The organism is Pontibacter sp. HSC-14F20, assembly GCF_019599265.1.
Classification (GTDB): Bacteria; Bacteroidota; Bacteroidia; order Cytophagales; family Hymenobacteraceae; genus Pontibacter.
On record NZ_JAHZTC010000001.1, the window covers coordinates 144,638 to 164,654 of the forward strand.

The 20,017-nt window shown below is 51.0% G+C and carries 17 protein-coding genes and 1 pseudogene; 3 read left to right on the forward strand and 15 right to left on the reverse strand.

From position 1 onward, the window contains the following. The first annotated feature begins 41 nt into the window (after positions 1-41). Together K3G39_RS20660 and K3G39_RS00685 are read left to right on the forward strand one after the other, a co-directional pair. A pseudogene (locus K3G39_RS20660) lies at positions 42-635 on the forward strand (tyrosine-type recombinase/integrase). Further along, positions 635-1,768, forward strand: coding sequence for an IS91 family transposase (locus tag K3G39_RS00685; protein ID WP_370627164.1), 1,134 nt, complete (start codon positions 635-637; stop codon positions 1,766-1,768). The pseudogene K3G39_RS20660 and the gene K3G39_RS00685 overlap by 1 nt, the downstream one beginning before the upstream one ends. A gap of 288 nt (positions 1,769-2,056) precedes the next feature. On the opposite strand, the gene K3G39_RS00690 is transcribed toward K3G39_RS00685, so the two are convergent. Further along, complete coding sequence (locus tag K3G39_RS00690; RefSeq protein ID WP_220624241.1) at positions 2,057-2,431, reverse strand: hypothetical protein; 375 nt, start codon at positions 2,429-2,431, stop codon at positions 2,057-2,059. Between the two features lie 156 nt (positions 2,432-2,587). On the opposite strand from K3G39_RS00690, the gene K3G39_RS00695 reads away from it, so the two are divergent. Next, entirely contained in the window at positions 2,588-3,409 is an 822-nt protein-coding gene (locus tag K3G39_RS00695; protein ID WP_220624242.1) for an IS982 family transposase, read from the forward strand. Between the two features lie 172 nt (positions 3,410-3,581). Here K3G39_RS00695 and lepB read toward each other — a convergent pair whose 3' ends face one another. The 14 genes from lepB to K3G39_RS00765 all read right to left on the reverse strand — a co-directional run bounded on the left by lepB (position 3,582) and on the right by K3G39_RS00765 (position 20,015). Further along, positions 3,582-4,682, reverse strand: a complete 1,101-nt coding sequence (gene lepB, locus K3G39_RS00700; protein ID WP_220624243.1) for a signal peptidase I — start codon at positions 4,680-4,682, stop codon at positions 3,582-3,584. An 18-nt stretch (positions 4,683-4,700) separates the two neighbouring features. Then, on the reverse strand, positions 4,701-5,417 hold the full coding sequence (gene dapB / locus K3G39_RS00705; protein ID WP_220624244.1) for a 4-hydroxy-tetrahydrodipicolinate reductase: 717 nt from the start codon (positions 5,415-5,417) through the stop codon (positions 4,701-4,703). After that, the gene (locus K3G39_RS00710) at positions 5,414-6,079 is read right to left on the reverse strand and encodes a DUF5683 domain-containing protein (RefSeq protein WP_255593684.1); all 666 of its coding nucleotides are present in this window, start codon (positions 6,077-6,079) and stop codon (positions 5,414-5,416) included. Before K3G39_RS00710 ends, dapB begins: the two co-directional genes overlap by 4 nt. Before the next feature lie 9 nt (positions 6,080-6,088). After that, complete coding sequence (locus tag K3G39_RS00715) at positions 6,089-7,006, reverse strand: ParB/RepB/Spo0J family partition protein (protein ID WP_220624245.1); 918 nt, start codon at positions 7,004-7,006, stop codon at positions 6,089-6,091. A 12-nt stretch (positions 7,007-7,018) separates the two neighbouring features. Next, entirely contained in the window at positions 7,019-7,801 is a 783-nt protein-coding gene (locus K3G39_RS00720) for a ParA family protein (RefSeq protein ID WP_220624246.1), read from the reverse strand. 7 nt (positions 7,802-7,808) lie between these two features. Beyond that, complete coding sequence (locus tag K3G39_RS00725; protein WP_220624247.1) at positions 7,809-8,489, reverse strand: metal-dependent hydrolase; 681 nt, start codon at positions 8,487-8,489, stop codon at positions 7,809-7,811. Between the two features lie 310 nt (positions 8,490-8,799). Further along, positions 8,800-9,327: a YsnF/AvaK domain-containing protein gene (locus K3G39_RS00730; RefSeq protein ID WP_255593690.1), complete on the reverse strand. Its 528-nt coding sequence runs from the start codon at positions 9,325-9,327 to the stop codon at positions 8,800-8,802. Positions 9,328-9,479: 152 nt separating this feature from the next. Then, the gene (locus K3G39_RS00735) at positions 9,480-10,319 is read right to left on the reverse strand and encodes a YsnF/AvaK domain-containing protein (protein WP_220624248.1); all 840 of its coding nucleotides are present in this window, start codon (positions 10,317-10,319) and stop codon (positions 9,480-9,482) included. A 541-nt stretch (positions 10,320-10,860) separates the two neighbouring features. Then, complete coding sequence (locus tag K3G39_RS00740; protein WP_220624249.1) at positions 10,861-11,355, reverse strand: DUF6438 domain-containing protein; 495 nt, start codon at positions 11,353-11,355, stop codon at positions 10,861-10,863. Between the two features lie 10 nt (positions 11,356-11,365). Further along, complete coding sequence (locus K3G39_RS00745) at positions 11,366-11,965, reverse strand: hypothetical protein (RefSeq protein ID WP_220624250.1); 600 nt, start codon at positions 11,963-11,965, stop codon at positions 11,366-11,368. Positions 11,966-12,062: 97 nt separating this feature from the next. Then, a complete protein-coding gene (gene yidC / locus K3G39_RS00750) occupies positions 12,063-13,910 on the reverse strand; it encodes a membrane protein insertase YidC (RefSeq protein ID WP_220624251.1) in 1,848 nt (615 codons plus the stop codon). Positions 13,911-13,937: 27 nt separating this feature from the next. Beyond that, complete coding sequence (locus K3G39_RS00755; RefSeq protein ID WP_220624252.1) at positions 13,938-15,557, reverse strand: CTP synthase; 1,620 nt, start codon at positions 15,555-15,557, stop codon at positions 13,938-13,940. A 346-nt stretch (positions 15,558-15,903) separates the two neighbouring features. Then, entirely contained in the window at positions 15,904-17,361 is a 1,458-nt protein-coding gene (locus tag K3G39_RS00760; RefSeq protein ID WP_220624600.1) for an IS1182 family transposase, read from the reverse strand. Between the two features lie 146 nt (positions 17,362-17,507). Next, positions 17,508-20,015: a zinc-dependent metalloprotease gene (locus K3G39_RS00765; protein WP_220624253.1), complete on the reverse strand. Its 2,508-nt coding sequence runs from the start codon at positions 20,013-20,015 to the stop codon at positions 17,508-17,510. Positions 20,016-20,017 lie beyond the last annotated feature (2 nt).

Consider the following 20,017-nt stretch of genomic DNA (forward strand, 5'->3'; position numbering starts at 1 on the left):
ACTTCAAGTTCACCGTCTACTCCCTTCGCTACGTCTTCCGCATGGAGGGATTGAAAGACAAGCGCATTGAGCTGCCTGTCGTGCTCAGCAAGCCCGAGGTTAAAAGGCTGCTCTCGGCGCCAAAGCTGTTAAAACACCGGGTCCTTATTGCCACCCTCTACGGCTGCGGGCTGCGCTGCGCCGAAGTGCGTAACCTTCGTCTTTCGGACCTGGACTTTGACCGCCGCATGCTCCACGTGCGCCAGGGCAAGGGAGGCAAAGACCGCTACGTGCCCCTGAGCCAGCACCTGATCCGCGGGCTTTAAAAGTACATCCAGTCAGAGTGCCCGCAGACCTGGCTCTTCAACGGCCAGGTGCAGCAGAGTGAAGAGGGCCTGACAGACACCCGCTATTCCCAGCAAGGGGTGCAGTGGGTGGTGCGAACGGCACGTAATGAAGCCGGCCTCTCCAAGCAGGTCAGCACGCATACGCTGCGCCACACCTTTGCCACCCACCTGCTCGAGGACGGCCTGGACATCGTCTCGATCAAGGACCTGCTGGGCCACGCCTGCATCGACACCACCATGGTCTACCTGCACGTGGCCCAGTCCGGGAGGAAAAAGCCCTTCTCTCCCCTGGACACGCTCTACTGCTAGTGCGCCCCAGACATGAGGTGGCCCACGTGCTCCAGGCGCACTGGCCGGCAGTGGAGCGCCACCCGCAGATCAATTCCTGGCAGCTGCGCACGCTGGCGGCCATCCTGCGCTGCCGCACCCAGGCCATGGGCGGGCACGTGGACGCCTGCTCAGACTGCGGCCAGGTGCGCGTCAGCTATAACTCCTGCCGCAACCGCCACTGCCCCAAGTGCCAGGGCAGAAAGCGGGAGCAGTGGATACAGGCCCGCCAGGCAGAGCTCTTGCCCGTGCCCTACTTCCACGTGGTCTTCACCCTGCCCGACACGTTAAACCAGCTGGCCCTCCAGCAGCCAAAGCTTGTCTACGACACCCTCTTTGAGGCCGCCTGGCAGACGCTGCTTGCCTTCGCCACGGACACAAAGCACCTGGGGGCAAGGCCGGGCATGGTGGCCGTGCTCCACACCTGGGGCCAGACGCTGTCGCTGCACCCCCACCTGCACTGCATCGTGCCCGGTGGCGGGCTCAGTGAAAGCGGCAGGTGGAAAGGGGCCCGCGGCAAGGGACGCTACCTCTTCCCGGTGAAGGCCATGAGCCAGGTCTACAGGGCCAAGTACGTGCAGGTGTTGAAGGAGAAACTGCCAACAGTAGAGAAAGAACTACTAAAGGCACTGTTCGGCAAACAGTGGGTGGTGTATGCCAAGCGCCCCTTCTCAGGGCCCGGGCACGTGGTGGAGTACCTGGGCCGCTATACCCATAAGATCGCTATCTCCAACCATCGGATAAAGGAGGTGGATGCCCAGTCGCTCACCTTCACCTACAGGGACTACCGGCAAGGGGCCAAAAGGCTGGAGATGAAGCTCGAGGGCATGGAGTTCATCCGCCGCTTCGCCCTGCACATTCTGCCCCGGGGCTTTGTGCGCATCCGCCACTACGGCATCTTGAGCGGCACTGCCAAGGGCTATAGCATACCCGTGATCCGGGAGCAGTTGCCCGAGGAGAAAAGGCGGAAAGCAGAAGTGCGCCAGCTCCGGGAGTACAACCCGCTCGAGTGCCCATGCTGCAAAAAGGAGACGATGGTCACCCTGCAGGTGCTGGCTAAACGGGGGCCGCCACAGGGGATGAGGACGCAGCGCCCCTACCAGGAGTTCGAGTAAGAAGCTAAAAAAAGCCACCCGAGAAGGTGGCCTGGCGCAGCTATGTCCATGTGGCAGCAAATGCCCTGAAAAGAGTAAGAATTTTCCCCGGAAACAGCAGAAAGTATCTACTATTACCCTTTCAGGCTCACATCCGTTGGGCCAGCCAGCTGCCAAATAGCCCAAAGAAGTAGTTCAGGGGCAAGCCTCTTCCGACTTAAAACCCATAACGCGTCGCACGGTTAGTGCAACCACGGCTTCATTGTCGGCACTCCGTGCCCAACGAAGCCTTAGTTGTTGTACTAAGTTTTACTTAACTAACTTAAAGGCAACTAATACAGGAACTACCAGTGCCAAAAACCAAAATAGGAAGTTAAATACACCAAGTCTCATCAGTTTAATGTTCATTGACCAAAAGGTATCTACTGGTTCCTCTTTAAAAGCTGATAAGTAAGTCCAAAATAGTAATCTGTAAATAATATACGCCATCAATGGGACCATTAAAAGAGGGAGAGTTTTTATCTCAGAACCATATATGTTGCCCAAGGTAAGCCCAGCTATGAACAAGATTGCAGTACCTATCCAAAGCCAAATTTCATTTCTGTTATCTGTCAACATTTTTCTCTTGTATAGGAAAATGAGTTGTATAGAAAGCCCTATAAGTGCAAATAGAAATTCAATCATGATTTTATATTAAGTACAACTACCTCAAAAGCGTGAACATACGCTAATTAACTCAAGTTGCGTGATAGTGCAGGCGGTATAAAACAAAAAAATCTGTCCTGCCAGTGGCCGTGCTTACGTTTTAAAGTTTGCAAAGACTCTTAAACCGTAACAGCCATGACAGAACAGACCATTACAATTTACTGCTTTATCGATGATTTCTTCCATGCCACGGGCAGAAAAGATGACGCCCACTGCAAAATAACTGACGCCGAGCTGTTGACCACGGCTCTGCTCTCAGCCCGCTTCTTCTACGGCAACCTCCACTCGGCCTACGGCTACATGCAGGCCCACCACGGAGTCAGGCACATCGACAAGTCGGGCTTCGTGCGCCGCCTGCACAGGCTGCAGCCCCAGCTGCTGGCCCTGTTCACTGCCTTGGGCCGCGTCATCAAGGAGCTTAACTGCTCGTGCGTCTACCTGATTGACTCCTTCCCCGTCCCGGTCTGCGATAACATCCCCATTCCCTGCTGTCACCTGCTCGAGAGCGAGGCCTACCGCGGAAAGTGCGTGAGCAAAAGGCGCTACTTCTATGGCTTCCGCGTCCAGGTCGTCACCACCTCGGACGGGGTGCCGGTGCAGTTCTACATCCATGCCGGCTCCTTTGCCGACATCACGGCCTTCAAGGCCATGGAGCTTGACCTGCCTCAGGACAGCGAGCTCTACGCCGATGCCGCCTACACCTGCTATGAGGTGGAGGACCTGCTGGCCGAGTGCGAGCAGATCGAATTCCGCTGCTGCCGCAAGTCCAACAGCAGGCGAAAGGACGAGCCGCACAGGGCCTTTCTCAAGGAGCACTACCGCAAACGCATCGAAACCACCTTCTCTGGCATCACCGGCTTCTTTCCAAAGAAAATACACGCCGTCACAGCCCAGGGCTTCATCCTCAAACTCATCCTCTTTATCTTCGCCTATACTTTAACCCAAGTCATCGAGTAGCTCGCAACTTGAGTTTATTAGTACTATGTGCGAAGCTATACCAACGCATATCATGTAAACTCCCAGTGAACTATATCAAATATACAATATTCCATTTAGCAAAAACTCACCCCAAAAACAAAAACCGCCAGCTCTTCCCAGAACTGGCGGTTTTATTTCATATACCTATACCTTACTCAATCGTCTTAAACAGTCGGCTCCATCTGATCTTATCGAGGAAGCCGCCGTATGGGTCGGTGGACATCCAGATCATAACAGCCTTACCCACAATATGGTCAGCAGGTACGAAGCCCCAGTAGCGGGAGTCGAGGGAGTTGTGGCGGTTGTCACCCATCATGAAGTAATAGTCCTGCTTGAAGGTATAGGTCGTGGCTTCAGCACCGTCAAGGTATAGCTTGCCGTCACGTACCTCGGCGTTTTCATTGCGCTCGTAACCCACGATCACCTTTTCATAGAAAGGCAGCGTTTCAGGTGTAATGGCCACTGTAGCGCCTTCTTTCGGGATGTATAGCGGACCGAAGTTATCTTTGTTCCACTCGTACTTGCTCGGCACATGCGGGAATACCTCCGCATCGCCTTTACCGGCTTCATCCATAAGGAGCGTAGCCTCTTTAATAAAATCAAGTTGAGCGAGGGCCTTGGCTTTCTCAGGTGAAGTATCAACAATATAGCCGCCCTGCCACTGGATCACATCCGTAATATCACGATCCAGGAAGAATTTCTCTGCCAGGCGCTGCTCCGTAGAAAGGAAGTACTTGTACTGCATTTTATCCGGGTTTTCCGCTGGCTGTCCGTTGATGTATACCTGCATGTCGCGCAACTCAATCGAATCTCCTGCAATGCCGATGCAGCGCTTAATGTAATTGGTGCGCAGGTCAGCCGGGTGATGCTCCTCTGGTGGGTAGTTAAATACAACTACATCGTTTCGCTTCACTTCAGAGAAACCTGGCAGTCGGTATGACTTCAGCTGGATGGCGTCGGAGTAGGAGGGGATGTTCGTGCCCCAGATGGTCTGGTGCGTAAGCGGCACCTGCAGCGGTGTGATCGGAGTGCGCGGACCGTAGTGCAGCTTGCTCACAAACAGGAAGTCACCTACCAGCAGCGACTTCTCCATAGATGGCGTCGGGATAGTATAGGCTTCAAAAGTAGCCCAGCGAATTAAACTGGCCGCAATAACGGCAAACAGGATAGCATCGCCCCACTCACGTGCAAAGCTCTTTTTCTTTTTAGGGGCCTTGTTAGCGGGCTTCTTCTCCCAAAACTTTACTTTCATTTATAAAGCGTTTTGTTTCTACAGGTTGAGCATGTCTTTCATGCCGTACACTCCCTGGCGGTCTTTAAGCCACTCAGCTGCCATCAGGGCACCTTCGGCAAAACCGGCACGGCTATGGGCAATGTGGCCCAGTTCTATTTTGTCTACTTCCGACGCATAAGTCACAATGTGGGTACCTACCACATCCGGCTCACGTTCCGAAACAATGTTAAGCTTTGACTTATCTGAATCATCATCAGCCGCCCAGCCTTGCAGGACAGGGTAGCTGGCCAGTATACCTTCGGCGGTAGTTATACCTGTGCCGCTCGGCTTGTCGACCTTCTGGAGGTGGTGGATCTCTCGGATTGACACCTGGTACTCCTTGTAGGCCTGCATTTTACTGGCAATATATTCGTTAAAATGGAAAAACAAATTAACGCCCACGCTATAATTGGATGCATAGAAGAAAGCACCCTTATTTTCCTCGCACAAAGCTACAGCTTCGCTATACCTGTCAAGCCAGCCAGTAGAGCCCGAAACCACAGGTATACCTTGTGTGAGACAGTAAGAGATATTGCCGAAAGCAGCCTCAGGATGGGTAAATTCAATGGCAACATCGGTATTGGCAGGACTGTAGTTCTGCAGTGTTTCAGCGTTAGTATGGTCGATGGTGCCGGCTATCTGGTGGCTTTTGGCAAGGGCCATCTGCTCAATGGTTTTCCCCATCTTGCCATAGCCTATCAACAGGATTCTCATTTAGTTCGGGTGTATAAAGTAAGGGTAAGACCGGGCGTAATGCCGTTGGTGGCAGGTGTACGGAATACATCGGGCTGCACACGCAGACTCAGGTTGTCGCTTACGTCAAACTCGCGCAGGTGGCCGTGCACATAAGCTTCCGCTATCTGCATGCCATAAGCCAGCACGGATAAAATAATGGTCAGGTCACGGTTGCGGCGGTAAAAATCCCGGCTGTAGCGCAGGTTTTGAGTGCCCCGCTGGTTCTCAAAACCATAGACTGGATCATCATAATAAGCATCGACTTCCTCGTCAGGGGCACCAGTCAAATCCGTACGGATATTCAGTGCCGTACGGAAATCCTGGTACTTGTTGTTGTTGTCGATAATAAAGTAGCCTAGCACGCCGCCCGTGGCATAAATGATGGGCACTTTCCACCAGGCGCGATTGTATACCTGGCCCGCTCCGGGTATAACAGCCGAGAAAAGGGCTGCACGGCCGGGCCGTCCCAGGTTTTTGAAGCCACTCAGGAAAAACTTCTTCTGCTGCGCGGTATCAGCTTCGGAGGTAATGACCAACACCGAGTCCGGGCCGGATGTGACCACTTGCGCCCTGGCCTGCGTAGGCAACAGCTGCGACACAAATAATACCACCAATAAAGCTATACCGGGCGCTAACCTCATGCTGTATTCTTAGTAGTTCAGAATCTCCAGTATACGGTTCAGCTCTTCTACCGATACAAACGGGATTTTGATCTCTCCTTTGCCATCGTTATTGGCTTTTACCAGAATCTTGGTACCAAATTGAGAAGAAAGCTTCTTCTCCACTCCCTTCAACTCATCATCATACTTGTTGAAGACCAGTTTTTGTTGCGGATCCGGCTTTTTACTTGCGTTCTGTACGTTACGAACCAGCTCTTCCACTTTACGTACCGACAGCTCATCGGCTACTACTTTGCGGAAAATTTCCAACTGCTTGTCAATTGTGTCAATGTTGATCAGCGCTCTGGCGTGGCCCATGCTGATTACGTTGTCGCGCAGGGCGATCTGGATATCTGGTGGCAACTTGAGCAGTCGCAAGTAGTTTGTAACAGTTGTACGCTTCTTACCTACGCGGTCTCCCAATTCTTCCTGCTTCAGGCTACATTCGGTCAGCAGGCGCTGATAGGAGAGGGCAATTTCGATGGCGTTCAGGTTTTCACGCTGAATGTTCTCGATCAGGGCCATCTCCAACATCTGCTGGTCGTCGGCTTTGCGGATGTACGCCGGTATTTCGGTCAGGCCAGCCATTTTGGCGGCCTGGTAACGGCGTTCACCCGATATCAGCTGGTAAGTGTTCTGGTCAAGCTGACGAACAGTGATGGGCTGAATAATGCCCTGTATGCGGATAGACTCAGCCAGTTCCTCCAGCGCCGTCTGATCAAAGTGCGTGCGGGGCTGGTAGGGGTTCGTCTGGATTTGGTCAATGGCTATATCTGCGATGGTATTAACTTCGTTAATGGTGGTAGATTCGGCTGTTTTGCCGGTGTATTTGTTACCCTCCAAAAGAGAGCCAAGGCCCCGGCCGAGACCGCCTTTGCGTACTGCTGCTTGTTTCTTGTTATCGGACATGGAATCGTAAGGTTATTTCGCCAGCGCAACGCTGTTCTTCTCTGCTATCTCACGGGCGAGGTTCAGGTAGCTCACAGCCCCTTTGCTTTCTGCATCATACAGTATAGCAGGTATGCCGAAGCCCGGAGACTCGCTCAACTTCACATTTCTAGGTATAATGGTGTCGAATACCATCTGCGGGAAGTGCGTTTTTACTTCTTCCACTACCTGGTTGCTCAGACGCAGTCGCACGTCATACATCGTCAGCAAAATGCCCTCGATAGCCAGCTCCGTGTTCAGGCGCGTCGTAATGATTTTTATCGTGTTGAGCAGCTTCCCCAAGCCTTCAAGCGCAAAATACTCACATTGTACCGGTATCAGTACCGAGTCCGCAGCCGTAAGCGAGTTCACCGTAATCAGGCCCAGCGAAGGAGAACAATCAATTATAATGAAATCGTATAGCTCTCTAAGCGGACCCAACACCTCACGCATCTTCTCCTCGCGGTTTGGTACGTTGATCATCTCCACCTCGGCGCCCACCAGGTCAATGTGCGAAGGCACCAAATCAAGCGTTTCCAGGTTAGGCGAATTCAGGATGATATCTTCTATATTCGCTTCACCTACCATGCACTCGTAAATGTTGCTGCTAATACTGGCCGGATCGAAGCCGAGTCCCGATGTGGCGTTTGCCTGTGGGTCTGCGTCAACCAGCAATGTCTTATACTCGAGGGCTGCCAGGCTCGCAGCCAGGTTTATGGCTGTGGTGGTCTTGCCTACGCCACCTTTTTGGTTTGCAACCGCTATTATTTTTCCCATCTACAAATTATAGGTTTATAGTCTGACCTATCTCCATCAATATTAGTTCCTTGCCGGCCATCTGTGCCACTTCTTTCACTTCCTCATGATCGATTTCGATATATGGGAAAGTGTCGTAGTGCATACCAATCACCTTGTCTACCTGCACAAAGTCAGCTGCTACCAGGGCATCGTGGATGTCCATGGTAAAGTTGTCGCCGATCGGCAGTAAAGCAAAATCCAGGTCAAACTGCTCCGGGATCAGCTTCATGTCGTAGGTAAGGGCCGTATCACCGGCAAAATAAAATGTCTGATTCTCTGTTTCCACCACAAAACCGGCTGCTATACCTGCGTACGTGCCATCCGACAACGAGCTGGAATGCACGGCGTTCACCATTTTCACGGTGCCAAACGGCAGGGTTACCTTACCGCCGGTGTTCATCGGGTGGGTCTTTTCTATACCTTTGTCCTCATACCAGCTCACGATCTCAAAATTGGCTACAATGGTGGCACCGTTGTTTTTAGCAATGCGCTCAGCGTCGTGCACGTGGTCCTGATGACCGTGCGAAAGGAGGATATAATCTGCCTTGATGCTGTCTACGTCAATGTCCTTAGCCAGCTCGTTGGGAGAGATGAACGGGTCGAATAGAATGCGGTGCTCACCGATTTTGAAAAGAAAGCAGGATTGTCCGTAATACGTTATTTCCATTGTTTGCAATTTTTAATCTGTTAGCCCATTCCGGGTATAGAACTTTTACAAAGATACATTTTTTTACACAGGACCTATGATGTTCCACGCGCTGAGGCGTATATTTTTATCCACGATTTTGGGGGTTATCCACATTCTGGACAGGAGCGATGGAAATGTGGCTGCTCAGGATATAAGCGCATTTTTGGGTGTATATAAGCAGTCGGGTCCAACTGCCTGTTAAGCTGCCGGACCCGCTGGTTTCGATGTTGCGATTTGTGTAAAACGACCCGTGGAACTATATATTTTAAACCATTTCCTTTTTATGAACCTAATGTTCGGTTCTGTTGGGGTCGTTCCGTTTCCGCTCTACGCGTATTTCTTCCCGCAGCAGCTCTACATGCTCGGTATTATGCTCTTCAGTACGTCTTTTGGTCACATGAATTTCTTCCACCACCAATAGACGCTTCTCCACGACAAGCACCTCCTTTATCACAGGTATTATCATTTTATCACCTTCGTAGCGCACAGGCGGGGGAGGTGTGTCTACATACTGGTTTATTTCAACGCGCTCTATTTCTGCTTCTTCGTGAATGATGGGCAGGTCTAGATCCACATTTTCACGGTGAACTTCCTTGGCAATATGTACGCTGCCGGTTTCCCTTACTTCTTTATCCACCCGTACCTGCTCTTCAATTACTGGTATGGTCTTGTTATATTCTATGTTGACATCTAGTTTTTCCCGATCATCCCGGCTATACTCATCCTGCATGTTCCGCTCTTCCAATGGTTTATTAACTTGGCCTTCACGCAATTTTTCGTCGAATTCCGATTTAAGTTTGTCTGTTTTCTTGCTCATATTGAATGGGGCTTGTCTTCATCAGTTTACTACGATTGAGTCAAGGTATAGTTCCTGGCTTTCTGTTTGTTAATGACCTAAGTACCTCCATTAAAAAAGCAATAGGCAGCCATAATCATGACTGCCTATTGCTTTTTCTAAAGAAATTCTCCCTAAATATTGCGAGGGCTATCAGGTTTGTTGCCCTGGTTGCGAAGGTTCTGGTCTCTATCCCGATTTTTATCTATTTCCACATCCGTTTTGCGCACGGTTCCTCGTATGGTTTCGTCACGCTCTTCTGTGTGTTTGTTGATCTTTACCTCTTCCACTACGCGCGCCTCTTTGTTCACAACAGGCACCTCTGCGCGTTCTGTGATATTGATTTCGCCTTCCTTGAAATTCTGGAAGTCACGGTCCGTGGCAGGGCGGTTTACCTTGTTGCGCTCTATGTCAAGGTGTTCCTCCCGCAATCGCAGGTGCTCTTCTACTGGGCGCTCTACGATGCGGCTTCTCATGTGCACGCCGCCACGCTCTACTTCGCGTTTTCCTACATTTAAGCGCTCTTCCATGATCGGAATCGTCTGACTCGAATCGCCCATTTGCCCTGTTCTGGGCTGGGCCGTATCCTGTTGGGGCCTGTTTATACCTGCCTGCGGACTGCTTTGCGTGGCATGCTCGTCAACGTCTACGGCACCACAAGAATCCAGCACCGCGGCAGCCTGTTCAGCCTCCTGACGTGAATCGGCATGCACTGTTACTACCCAGCCTTTGCGGGCTGCCTGTGTATGTTTACTGGCTTCGTCGTTCTTGCCAAATAATGACCCGAAGAATCCACTTACACTGTCATTGTCTCTATCGGTTGTGCTACTGCCCACGTGTTTCGCTGAAGCGGAGGCAGGGTTAGCTATATCTACTTTATCATGGCCAATGTGGTGCGTGCTTTCTAACTTTTGCACCGCAGCCTGTGCGTCTATACCTTCTTTAAAAATGCCTATTACAGTTTGTCGTTCCATAGTTGTGTGTATTATTTTGTACTAGGAGTACTTTGCCTTAAAAAGGCTGGGGACTCCACCACCCAAATATTATCTTATGTTGAGAAATCTGTTCTCCTTATTTCTACTCAAAATCAATTCTATAACCAAGCCTTGTAACTGAAAGGCGGTCCAGGCTCTTCTTTAAAATGTTGCCTTAAATTTTTCTAAATTTTGCAATCCTGATGAAAGCTATTTCATTCTTATATAGCTTGTTTTGAATTAAGACTTATTGTAGCCAATTATTTGAAATTTTCAAAATATGTTATATATAAATATTACTTTTCAAATAGTGTTCTTTGATTTGGTGCTCTGTTTTTTTACGGCCTGAGATGGGTTTTGTTATCGATTTCTTAAAACCAGAACTGGAGTTTGTTCTATATTTAAAAGTAGTGTTATTAAGATACAGTACACGAAAAATGGGCTGTCGTGGGGAGAGGCAACATTTGGGAGTTGATTACGGCAGGGGAAAGGAATCGAAAAAAATTAAGAACAGCGGGAGGTCTTGTTGATCACTCTGCTCTTATCTGATGGGTAGTCTTTTTTTCGCTTCATCATCAGCCATACCCATTATCAGGGTGTGTATTTTCTCCTGGAAGTCCAGCAAGGTATTTGGTCCACCTTCTTCCTGTTTCACCTGCTTCACTACTTTGCCACTTTCATAAAAAATTGTGATCGTGGAAGGCATGTCGCTCCAATTGGTGAGGTATGTGTCCTGCAGCGAGGTATAGTTTAATTGTGCCACTTCTTTGCGCAGCATCTCTAGCTGTGGAGCAGGTAGTGTAAAAATAACCGTATCTATAACCGGAACATGGCTATACCCGATGTACCGGATGCTGCCATTTTCCAGGATAGTTGCTTCGTAAGAGGGGCATATGCCAAGGCAGGGGGTCTTCTGGAAATGTAGCAAAGGGGTACCGGGCGTCCGCGCATTACTGGTCTGGGCGGTACTGCAGGCAGTCATTAGAAAGAGTCCCAGGCCGAGCCCCAGTTTAAACAGGATTGGTAGCGTGTGCATGATTGTGATGCTATTGCCCTTGCGGCAGTTTACGGAATTTGCCCTGCTCCAGCACATAAGCAGCCGGCTCGCAATAAGGGCACTCCACATAGTTTTGAGATGAATCCGGTGGATTTACAATGAAGATACGGCTATCCGGATTAAACTGTGCGCCCGTGCTGCTTTGTAATTTGTCGAGCACTTTACCGTCCTGGCGATCAACCACATAGTGCTCCTGGCAGGTAGTGCCACAGCCAATGGTAACGACCGTATACCTGCCGGCAAAGTTTATACCTTGTTTCAGGCCTTCCTGCAAAGCCGCGCGGTATTGGCGGGCATCGGCATGACTAGCTTCATCTAAAGGAGCCAGATGGCCTTGAAATGTCTCCTGTACCCGAAAAGCTTCGTCACTCTGGTAGGCGTCCATGCGCAGACGGTAGCGCTGGTATAGTTCCGGGTTTTCTTCTGAGGTAACGGGCGTACGTACCGAGTCGCGTTGCAGGCGCTCTTCCAGCTTCGGGTGTGTGCTGGCAATGGTCTTCTCTTCGTCTGTCTGTTGCTGACAAGCGACTCCCAGCAGCCCCACAAAAGTCAGTGGCAGCAGGAGGTAGGGTAGTGTGTTCTTTCGCATGGTATTTATATAGGTATAAGCCTATACGTAAAACTGCGACTATGGTCAAACAAAAAACCCCGAACTATTTCGGGGCTTTTTTGTCAGGTATAGAACATTATTTTTTCTTCACTTTCGGATTGTTGCGGCGCTCCTGCTCTTTTTCAGATGCAGCACGCATGGCTTCCTGCATACGCTCCGTGAAAGACGGACCGCCTGATTTCTTCTTGTCCTTGCGCTTGTCTCTGTTATCCTCCAGTTTCTTTCTGATTTTGTCTTCGTCCACAAACTTGCGCATCAAAGCCATTTGACCGAACGTCACCATGTTCGACACGAAGTAGTAGAAAGAAAGACCTGCCGGGAATGAGTTCAGCACGAACATGAAAATGATCGGCATCAGGTACATGTAGTACTTCATCGGGCCCTGCATCGACACGTTCATTTGGTTGTTCGACCAGGTATAGAGGATCGTAGAAGCCGTCATCAGCAGCGTAAACATACTCACGTGGCTGCCATAGAAAGGTATGGTAAACGGAAGGTTCACGAATACATCATAAGTCGAAAGGTCATTGGCCCACAGGAAGGCTTCCTGGCGTAGCTCGATCGAGTTCGGGAAGAAGTTGAACATCGCAAACAGGATCGGGATCTGCAGCACCATCGGGATACAGCCACTCAGCGGGTTCACACCCATCTCGCCGTACAGCTTCATGGTCTCCATCTGCGTTTTCTGCATATCGCCGTCGTTGCGCTCCTTAATGGCGTCAATTTCCGGTTTCAGCACTTTCATCTTCGCCATCGACATGTGCGACTTGTAAGTAAGCGGCAGCAGGATGAGTTTGATGTAAAGCACCAACAGGATGATGATGATACCGTAGTTGCCGATGTAGTTCTCCAGGAAGTCGAAAGCAGGAATGATGATCCACTTGTTCACATAGGAGAAGATACCCCAGCCCAGGTCGAGGTTCCTGTTGAACTCGTTGCCCATGTGCTTGAGAATCTTGTAGTCGTTCGGACCGAAGTAATAGGTAAACTCACCTTTCCCGCTCACCAGGTCAGCTGTTGGGATCAGAATCTGAGAGCTCAGGGCTTTTACAACCGAGGTATCGGCCGGATTGGTCACTGACTCCAGTTTGGCACCGGCAAACGTGTTGGTGGCAATAATGCCAGCTGTAAAGAAGTTTTGCTTGTTGGCTACCCACTTCATTGGCTCGGCAATCGTCTCAGTCTCTGTGCCTTCCGAGATAGACAGGTGATCGAAGCTCTCGTCGGCGGTGTAGTAGTTGATGGTAGACTTGGCTCTGTTCTGAGGCATGTCTTTCTCCAGCTGCTTCAGCTGATCGTTCCAGATCATGGTCACGTTCTCGCCGCTGATCTGATTGTTCAGGCCTTTGAAGTCAAGCTTATACCCTACCTGAAAGCTATTGTCAAATAAAGTATAGATCTGGTCGATGGACTGACCATTTCCGAGTTCGGCACGGTAGGTAATGGTTTTGGCGGGCACATCGCCCACGTTTACCGTCTGCACCTCCGAAGGAGTGAAATACAGGTCGGAGAGGCGGATGTTCTTGCCATCGTTGGTGGTGAACTGCACATCGGTCTGGCTGCTTTCGCTGTCAAACAGCACCAGGGTATTGCCTTTGTAGTCTTTGTAGTTTTTTAGGACCACTTCCTCTACCTGGCCGCCTTTGCTGTTGAAGCTAACGGTCATGTTCTGGTTTTCGAGGGTGGTGGTGCTGGCTTCGCCGGTAGCGGCTGCACTGAAAGTACCCATGGCAGCGGCACGACGCACCTGCGCCAGCGAATCGTCCTCGACTACAGGAGCGGGTCCCGTCTGCACCTGCTCTACCTTGGCTGTCTGTTCAAATGCCGGTGTGTTGGCTTCTTCGTTCGTTCCCGCGAAGAAGAAGGAGTAAGCCAGCAGGAGCACGGCAATCAATCCAAAGCCAATAGCTTGATTTCTATCCATCTAATAAGAAATAATAATGTGTGTTGGTTAATGCTTTATCGATTTAGTGTAATTCATGGCCGCCTTCACAAACTTCATAAAAAGCGGATGCGGGTTAAGAACGGTACTCTTTAATTCCGGATGGTATTGTGCCGCCACAAACCATGGATGATTTTGCAATTCAATTATCTCTACCAGTCCAGTATCGGGGTTTATACCCGTTGCCATCATACCTGCCTTTTCGTAATCGGCCAGGTACTTATTGTTGAACTCGTAACGGTGGCGGTGGCGCTCTGAAATTTTAGGCTTACCGTAAATAGAAAATGCTTTTGAGCCCTTTTTTAGTTCACAGGTATAGGCGCCCAGTCGCATCGTGCCTCCCATTTGGGTAATGTTTTTCTGGTCCTCCATCATGTCGATCACCGGGAATGGGGTATCTGGGTCCATTTCGGTAGAAGCAGCTCCCTCCAGCCCCAGCACATTGCGGGCAAACTCCACGGCGGCGCACTGCATGCCCAGGCAAATGCCCAGGAACGGTATACCTGACTCACGTACAAAGCGAATGGCTTCCAGCTTGCCTTTAAAACCGCGCTCTCCAAAGCCCGGTGCTACCAGCACACCGTCCATACCCTGCAGGAGGCTGGACACATTCTCATCGGTAATATTCTCTGACTGGAACCACTTGATGTTTACCTTACACTCGTTGGCGGCTCCGGCATGCACAAAAGACTCTACAATGGACTTATAGGCGTCCGGCAGCTCCACATACTTACCCACAAGGCCAATGTTTACCTCAGCAGTCGGGTTTTTGAGTCGGCCCAGGAATTCTTTCCATCTTTCGAGTTCAGGCTCACCACGCTGCGGCAGTTTCAGTTTGGCGATCACACGCTCGTCGAGCTTCTCCTTGCGCATGAGCAGCGGCACATCGTATATCGTTTCTGCATCAATCGATTCGATCACGGAGTTTTGTTTCACGTTACAGAACAGCGCGATCTTCTTGCGCAGGTCGGCAGGTATATGGTACTCAGAGCGGCAAACCAGGATATCCGGCTGCACACCGGCCTCTGAGAGGTCTCGCACTGAGTGCTGTGTTGGTTTGGTTTTCAGTTCGCCGGCTGCCTTCAGGTAAGGCACCAGGGTCAGGTGGATCACACAGGTTTCGTGTACTCCCAGTTCCCAGCGTAACTGACGCACGCCTTCAATGAACGGGAGGGATTCAATATCGCCCACACAACCGCCTATTTCTGTGATCACAATGTCAAATTCACCTGATTCACCCAAAAGCAGCATGCGGCGCTTGATTTCGTCTGTGATATGAGGAATTACCTGTACTGTTTTGCCCAGATAAGCACCTTCGCGCTCCTGCGTGATCACATGGTGGTAGATGCGACCGGTTGTCACATTATTTGCCTGCGAAGTAGGAACATTCAGGAAACGTTCGTAGTGGCCCAGGTCCAGGTCGGTTTCAGCACCGTCTTCGGTGACGAAACATTCGCCATGCTCGTAGGGGTTGAGCGTGCCCGGGTCGATGTTGATATAGGGGTCGAATTTCTGGATTGTTACAGAGAAGCCTCTTGCCTGCAGCAACTTAGCAAGAGAAGCGGAGATGATACCTTTACCAAGTGAGGAGGTAACGCCTCCTGTAACAAAAATATATTTAGCAGCCATAAGTTAGGTTAAACTTTATGGGCTACAAAGGTACAAGATATATTTGATTTTCCGGTACGATGTCCCATTGATCTGTTTTTTGCATAGGATATCTTAGTTAATATTCAACAGAAAGGATAAATAAAAAGCCCCGGGCCAATCGGGAGGGCACTGAAAAAGTCCCTCATTTAGGAGCAACCCTTAGAAGCGATCAGGTAAAACCATGTTTTTACCTGATCGCTTCTCTTATTATCAGAAGTCGTGCTGGCCAACCGAACGATCACTTGTATAGCCAATCGGACTTTCAATTGTGTGTAGGGTCGGAAAGGGAGGGCGCCTGGGCGCTTTTGTGGGGAATTCCCGAGGCTTAAGCGCTTAGTTTGAGGATTCGCTTCAGATTTACTGTGAAGATGGCCAGCGCTCCCTGCAGCTGCATGCTGGTGATGCCATAGGAGATGGCCCTGCCATAGCCATGGACGTTTTTGAGCTCGCTGTTCTTAGCTTCTATTTTATAGCGCTCCCTGGTCTTCTCCTTGAAGTAGGCTGTCTGTTGAAAGGCCTGCTGCTCCACATGGATAGGCGACTTGATGGTCACGGCATAGGTTTTTGACTTGGCTCCTGGTTTGTAGCAACCCTCTTGTAAGGGGCAGCTCCTGCATTTTTGAACGTCAAAGTAGTAGATGGTTGCCTGGTTCTTGCCACGGTTCTTTTTCCCCTGACGTGCCTTTCGCATGGCCATATGCCCGGCAGGACACACAAACATAGCTGCGTCTTTGTTATACTCAAACCTGGCTTCCTCCTTTCGGCTGCCCTGGCTGATGACAGGGTTGAGTCTGGCCACCAGCTTTAGACTGCGGCCCTCCTTGTCCTGGAGCTTGAGGTTTTCCTTGCCTGAATAGGCCGCATCGCCGATTACTGTGTCCACCTGAAGGCCGTTGGCGCGGCTTATTTCCACAAGCTTTGGAAGTTGGGGGCCATCGCCTTTTTCGCCCGAGGTGACAAGGGCGGCGGCAATGATGCGCTCCTCTGTCATGGCCAGGTGCGTCTTGTAGCCAAAGAAGCTGCTGTCAGCCGATTTATGGCCCATTCTGGCATCCGTGTCTTTGGAGAGCGTATGGCTTTCGTGGGTATCCTCCACCGTTTCCCTGAGCAGGTTGAGCTTCTCTCTGACGGCGGGAATCACGCACAGCGCCTGGTCCGCTTCAACGAGCTTTTCAAGCCTGCGGCAGTAAGCCAGCTGCTCTTCCAACCCGCCCGAGTCATTCTGTTCGGGCATACGGCCTTTGATGTCTTCATCGATGCTGCAAAGGGCTTTGCGCAGCAGCCTTGAGCGTTCCCTGAGCACCTCCAGGGCGGATTGTGGATTTGACCTGGAGAGCGAGTGGGTGGCGTCCACGATAAGGGAGTGGGACTTGATGATGCCCTTTTCAAGGGCAATGGCGACCGTCTTGCTGATCAGAAGGTTCAGCAGGTCGGTGTCCTTTAAGCGGAGCTTACGGAACTTGGTCAGGGAGCTGGGGTTGATCAGAGCCTCCTCGGGTGAGAGGTCGAGAAAGTATTTGAAGGACATATCGTAGCGCGAGCGCTCCACCACATCCACATCGGAGACGGTGTAGATGGTCTTCAGCAACAGGTATTTGAACATGCGCACCGGGCTTTCTGCCCTGCGGCCATTGGTGGTGCAGTATTTACTGGCCAGCTCCTCGTAGATGAAAGTGAAGTCTACCAGGTCGTTGATTTTACGAAGCAGATTGTCCTGGGGGACAATCAGATCATAGAGCCCTGAATAGGGGCTTGGTTGAATTTGTTGCTGTTGCGCTACCATCTGAATGCTCTCTGATTCCACCAGGAGATACGAAAAAAGGAGCAGAAAACTTAATTTCTGCTCCTTTAATTCTCCAGTTTTCACGGAGACTTTTTCAGTGCCCTCTCCAATCGGCAGGGGCTTTTTCTATCATCAAAGCAGGAAAATTAGCTTTTCGGATTCAGGATGTTGTCGATGCGTGCCAGTGCGTCCTGCAAATGGTACTTCGTCATACTATCCTTCGTCTTTGGCAAAGTGGCCCTGATCTGGTTACGCAGAGTGGTCAGTTCGCCGCGCACCATCGGACGGATATCTGATTGGGAAACCTTCACCGAGGTGACGCCTGCAAAAGCACGCGCGCTGCCCGAAACAGAAGGCTGTTCTTCTTTCATCAGGTATTCCATGCGGTCGAGGTAACCACGCTGCAGGTTACGGCGGTACATGTCTACGTTCTTGCCGCTTCCGATCTCAGACCATACGCCATTGCGCAGGTCCGCCATCATCTCTGGCAGGGTATAGGTTTTGCTGCCCAGTGCTGCCTGCGATTCCAGCAGACGCTGCATACGGCCCGGCTCCAGTACGTTGTTCAGGATATTCACCTGCGCCGTACGAACTCGCTCCACTGCACCAGCCGACTCGATCTTGCGCAGAATGTTCTGGTCCAGCATCCAGGTTGGTGTGGCGAGGCCCTGCTCGTTGAGGAACTTCATGGCGCGCTGCTGCTTCTCTTTCGGTACGGCTGCATACACGTCGCCTTTCTGGTCGTAGGTTTTGTAGTTTTCGTACACTCCGCCAATGTTAGCGGTTACATGGCCCATGTAGCGGTTCCACTGGCCCAGCACCTGGCCGTACATCTCCTGCAGGTCGGCGTAGTTCTTGTTTTCCTCTTTCGTCCACTCCATCAGGTTTGGCATAATGCGCTTCAGATTCAGGATGCCGTAGTGGCTGGCCAGCATGGCGTCATCACCCAGGTCTTCAGTCTGCGAAGAAGGGTCCACGGTGTTGCCTTGCTGACGCCCGAAGCGGTACATCGGGTCGTCACCTTTGTCAAGAATCCATTGCGACAGCTTGGCCACATTGTCGTATCCGTTCATCTCCGGGAAGTAGGTGTAACCCCACTTCACAGAATACTTGTCGTACACGCCTATACCTGGCATCAGGGCAACACCTTTGTCTTCCGGTTGGGCCACATAGTTGAAACGGGCATAGTCCATGATGGAAGGGGCGGTACCCATTTCTTTGGTAAACTTGGCATCACGCAGTTTTTCTACCGGGAAGGCAGCGCTGGAGCCCATGTTATGGGGCAGACCCAAGGTATGGCCTACTTCGTGCGCTGACACAAAACGGATCAGTTCACCCATCACTTCATCTTTAAACTTAATGCTACGGGCATCCGGGTTCACAGCAGCTGTCTGCACAAAGTACCAGTTACGGAGCAGGTTCATCACGTTGTGGTACCAGCCGATGTGGCTCTCCAGAATCTCACCGGAGCGCGGGTCGTGCACGTTTGGTCCGTAAGCGTTCTGTGTTTCAGAAGAGAAGTAACGGATTACTGAATAACGCGCATCTTCAGTGCTGAACTCCGGATCTTCTTCCGGGGTAGGCGCGTCTTTGGCGATAATCGCATTTTTGAAACCGGCAGCTTCAAACGCTTTGTTCCAGTCCTCTACACCTTGCTTCAGGTAGGGGCGCCACTTCATTGGTGTGGCCGGGTCGATGTAGTAAACAATTGGCTTGATCGGCTCTACCAGTTCGCCACGGGCATAAGCGTCTTTGTCTTTTGGCTCCAGTCTCCAGCGCACGATGTAGCGGCGCTTGGCAGCACGCTGTTCATCGGTGCCATAGTCCGTCTGCGACAGTGTAAAGTAACCTACGCGCTCGTCGAAACGACGGGCTGGCATTGGCACTTTCGGCAGCAGGAGCATGGAGTGGTTCAGCTCTACGGTAATGGTGCCGGCATTGGAGTTTGCTGGCGGATCAGTCGCTTCGTAGGTCATTAACGAGCGCGCCTCGATGTTGAGCGGGAAGCTCTTGATGCCCTCTACAAAAGAACGTTTATCATCCAGTCGCTTTACTTTATAAGAATCACGCTGGCGCTTGTTCAAACCAAGGGCCTGCACGTCTTTCGAGAAGAAATCGGTTACCTCTACCACAGAAGCACCATTATTGAAGGCTTTTACATCGAAGGCCTGGATAACAGGAGCGAGGTTGGAGTTCTGTACCGAGTGGAAGATCTCGAGCGTGTCGCTGGCTACGTTCTGGTAAGAGATCAGGCGCAGCAAAATGCGATTGCCTTTTTTCTCCCAGCGCAGCATCTGGCGGTTGAGCTCCTCACCACCGTAGCCGAGGTTGGTAGCGGTTTTCGCGATACGGCTTACCATCAGCATGTCGCGGTTCAGGAGCGTATCCGGAATTTCATAGAAGTACTTCTCATCGATGCGGTGCACCTTGAAAAGACCCTCGTCAGTTACGGCGTTGGGGGTGATGACACTGGCATAAGGTTTTACGCCGTTGTCGTCTTTCTTAACTGCCGGGGCAGCCTGTGTTGTGGTGGCTTCCTGCTTGGCTTTTTTCTTCTTCTTCTTTTCCTTGCTTTGGGCGAAGGCTGGAGGTGCTACAAGTGCACCTGCCAGAAGCAGCGTAGCCAGCCGGGCATAGCGTACATTTTTGCTCATAA

Bases quoted from the DNA above. Each gene is read 5' to 3' on its own strand.
- K3G39_RS00690 (WP_220624241.1), bottom strand. From the start codon at position 2,431: ATGATTGAATTTCTATTTGCACTTATAGGGCTTTCTATACAACTCATT.
- K3G39_RS00695 (WP_220624242.1), top strand. From the start codon at position 2,588: ATGACAGAACAGACCATTACAATTTACTGCTTTATCGATGATTTCTTC.
- lepB (WP_220624243.1), bottom strand. From the start codon at position 4,682: ATGAAAGTAAAGTTTTGGGAGAAGAAGCCCGCTAACAAGGCCCCTAAA.
- dapB (WP_220624244.1), bottom strand. From the start codon at position 5,417: ATGAGAATCCTGTTGATAGGCTATGGCAAGATGGGGAAAACCATTGAG.
- K3G39_RS00710 (WP_255593684.1), bottom strand. From the start codon at position 6,079: ATGAGGTTAGCGCCCGGTATAGCTTTATTGGTGGTATTATTTGTGTCG.
- K3G39_RS00715 (WP_220624245.1), bottom strand. From the start codon at position 7,006: ATGTCCGATAACAAGAAACAAGCAGCAGTACGCAAAGGCGGTCTCGGC.
- K3G39_RS00720 (WP_220624246.1), bottom strand. From the start codon at position 7,801: ATGGGAAAAATAATAGCGGTTGCAAACCAAAAAGGTGGCGTAGGCAAG.
- K3G39_RS00725 (WP_220624247.1), bottom strand. From the start codon at position 8,489: ATGGAAATAACGTATTACGGACAATCCTGCTTTCTTTTCAAAATCGGT.
- K3G39_RS00730 (WP_255593690.1), bottom strand. From the start codon at position 9,327: ATGAGCAAGAAAACAGACAAACTTAAATCGGAATTCGACGAAAAATTG.
- K3G39_RS00735 (WP_220624248.1), bottom strand. From the start codon at position 10,319: ATGGAACGACAAACTGTAATAGGCATTTTTAAAGAAGGTATAGACGCA.
- K3G39_RS00740 (WP_220624249.1), bottom strand. From the start codon at position 11,355: ATGCACACGCTACCAATCCTGTTTAAACTGGGGCTCGGCCTGGGACTC.
- K3G39_RS00745 (WP_220624250.1), bottom strand. From the start codon at position 11,965: ATGCGAAAGAACACACTACCCTACCTCCTGCTGCCACTGACTTTTGTG.
- yidC (WP_220624251.1), bottom strand. From the start codon at position 13,910: ATGGATAGAAATCAAGCTATTGGCTTTGGATTGATTGCCGTGCTCCTG.
- K3G39_RS00755 (WP_220624252.1), bottom strand. From the start codon at position 15,557: ATGGCTGCTAAATATATTTTTGTTACAGGAGGCGTTACCTCCTCACTT.
- K3G39_RS00760 (WP_220624600.1), bottom strand. From the start codon at position 17,361: ATGGTAGCGCAACAGCAACAAATTCAACCAAGCCCCTATTCAGGGCTC.
- K3G39_RS00765 (WP_220624253.1), bottom strand. From the start codon at position 20,015: ATGAGCAAAAATGTACGCTATGCCCGGCTGGCTACGCTGCTTCTGGCA.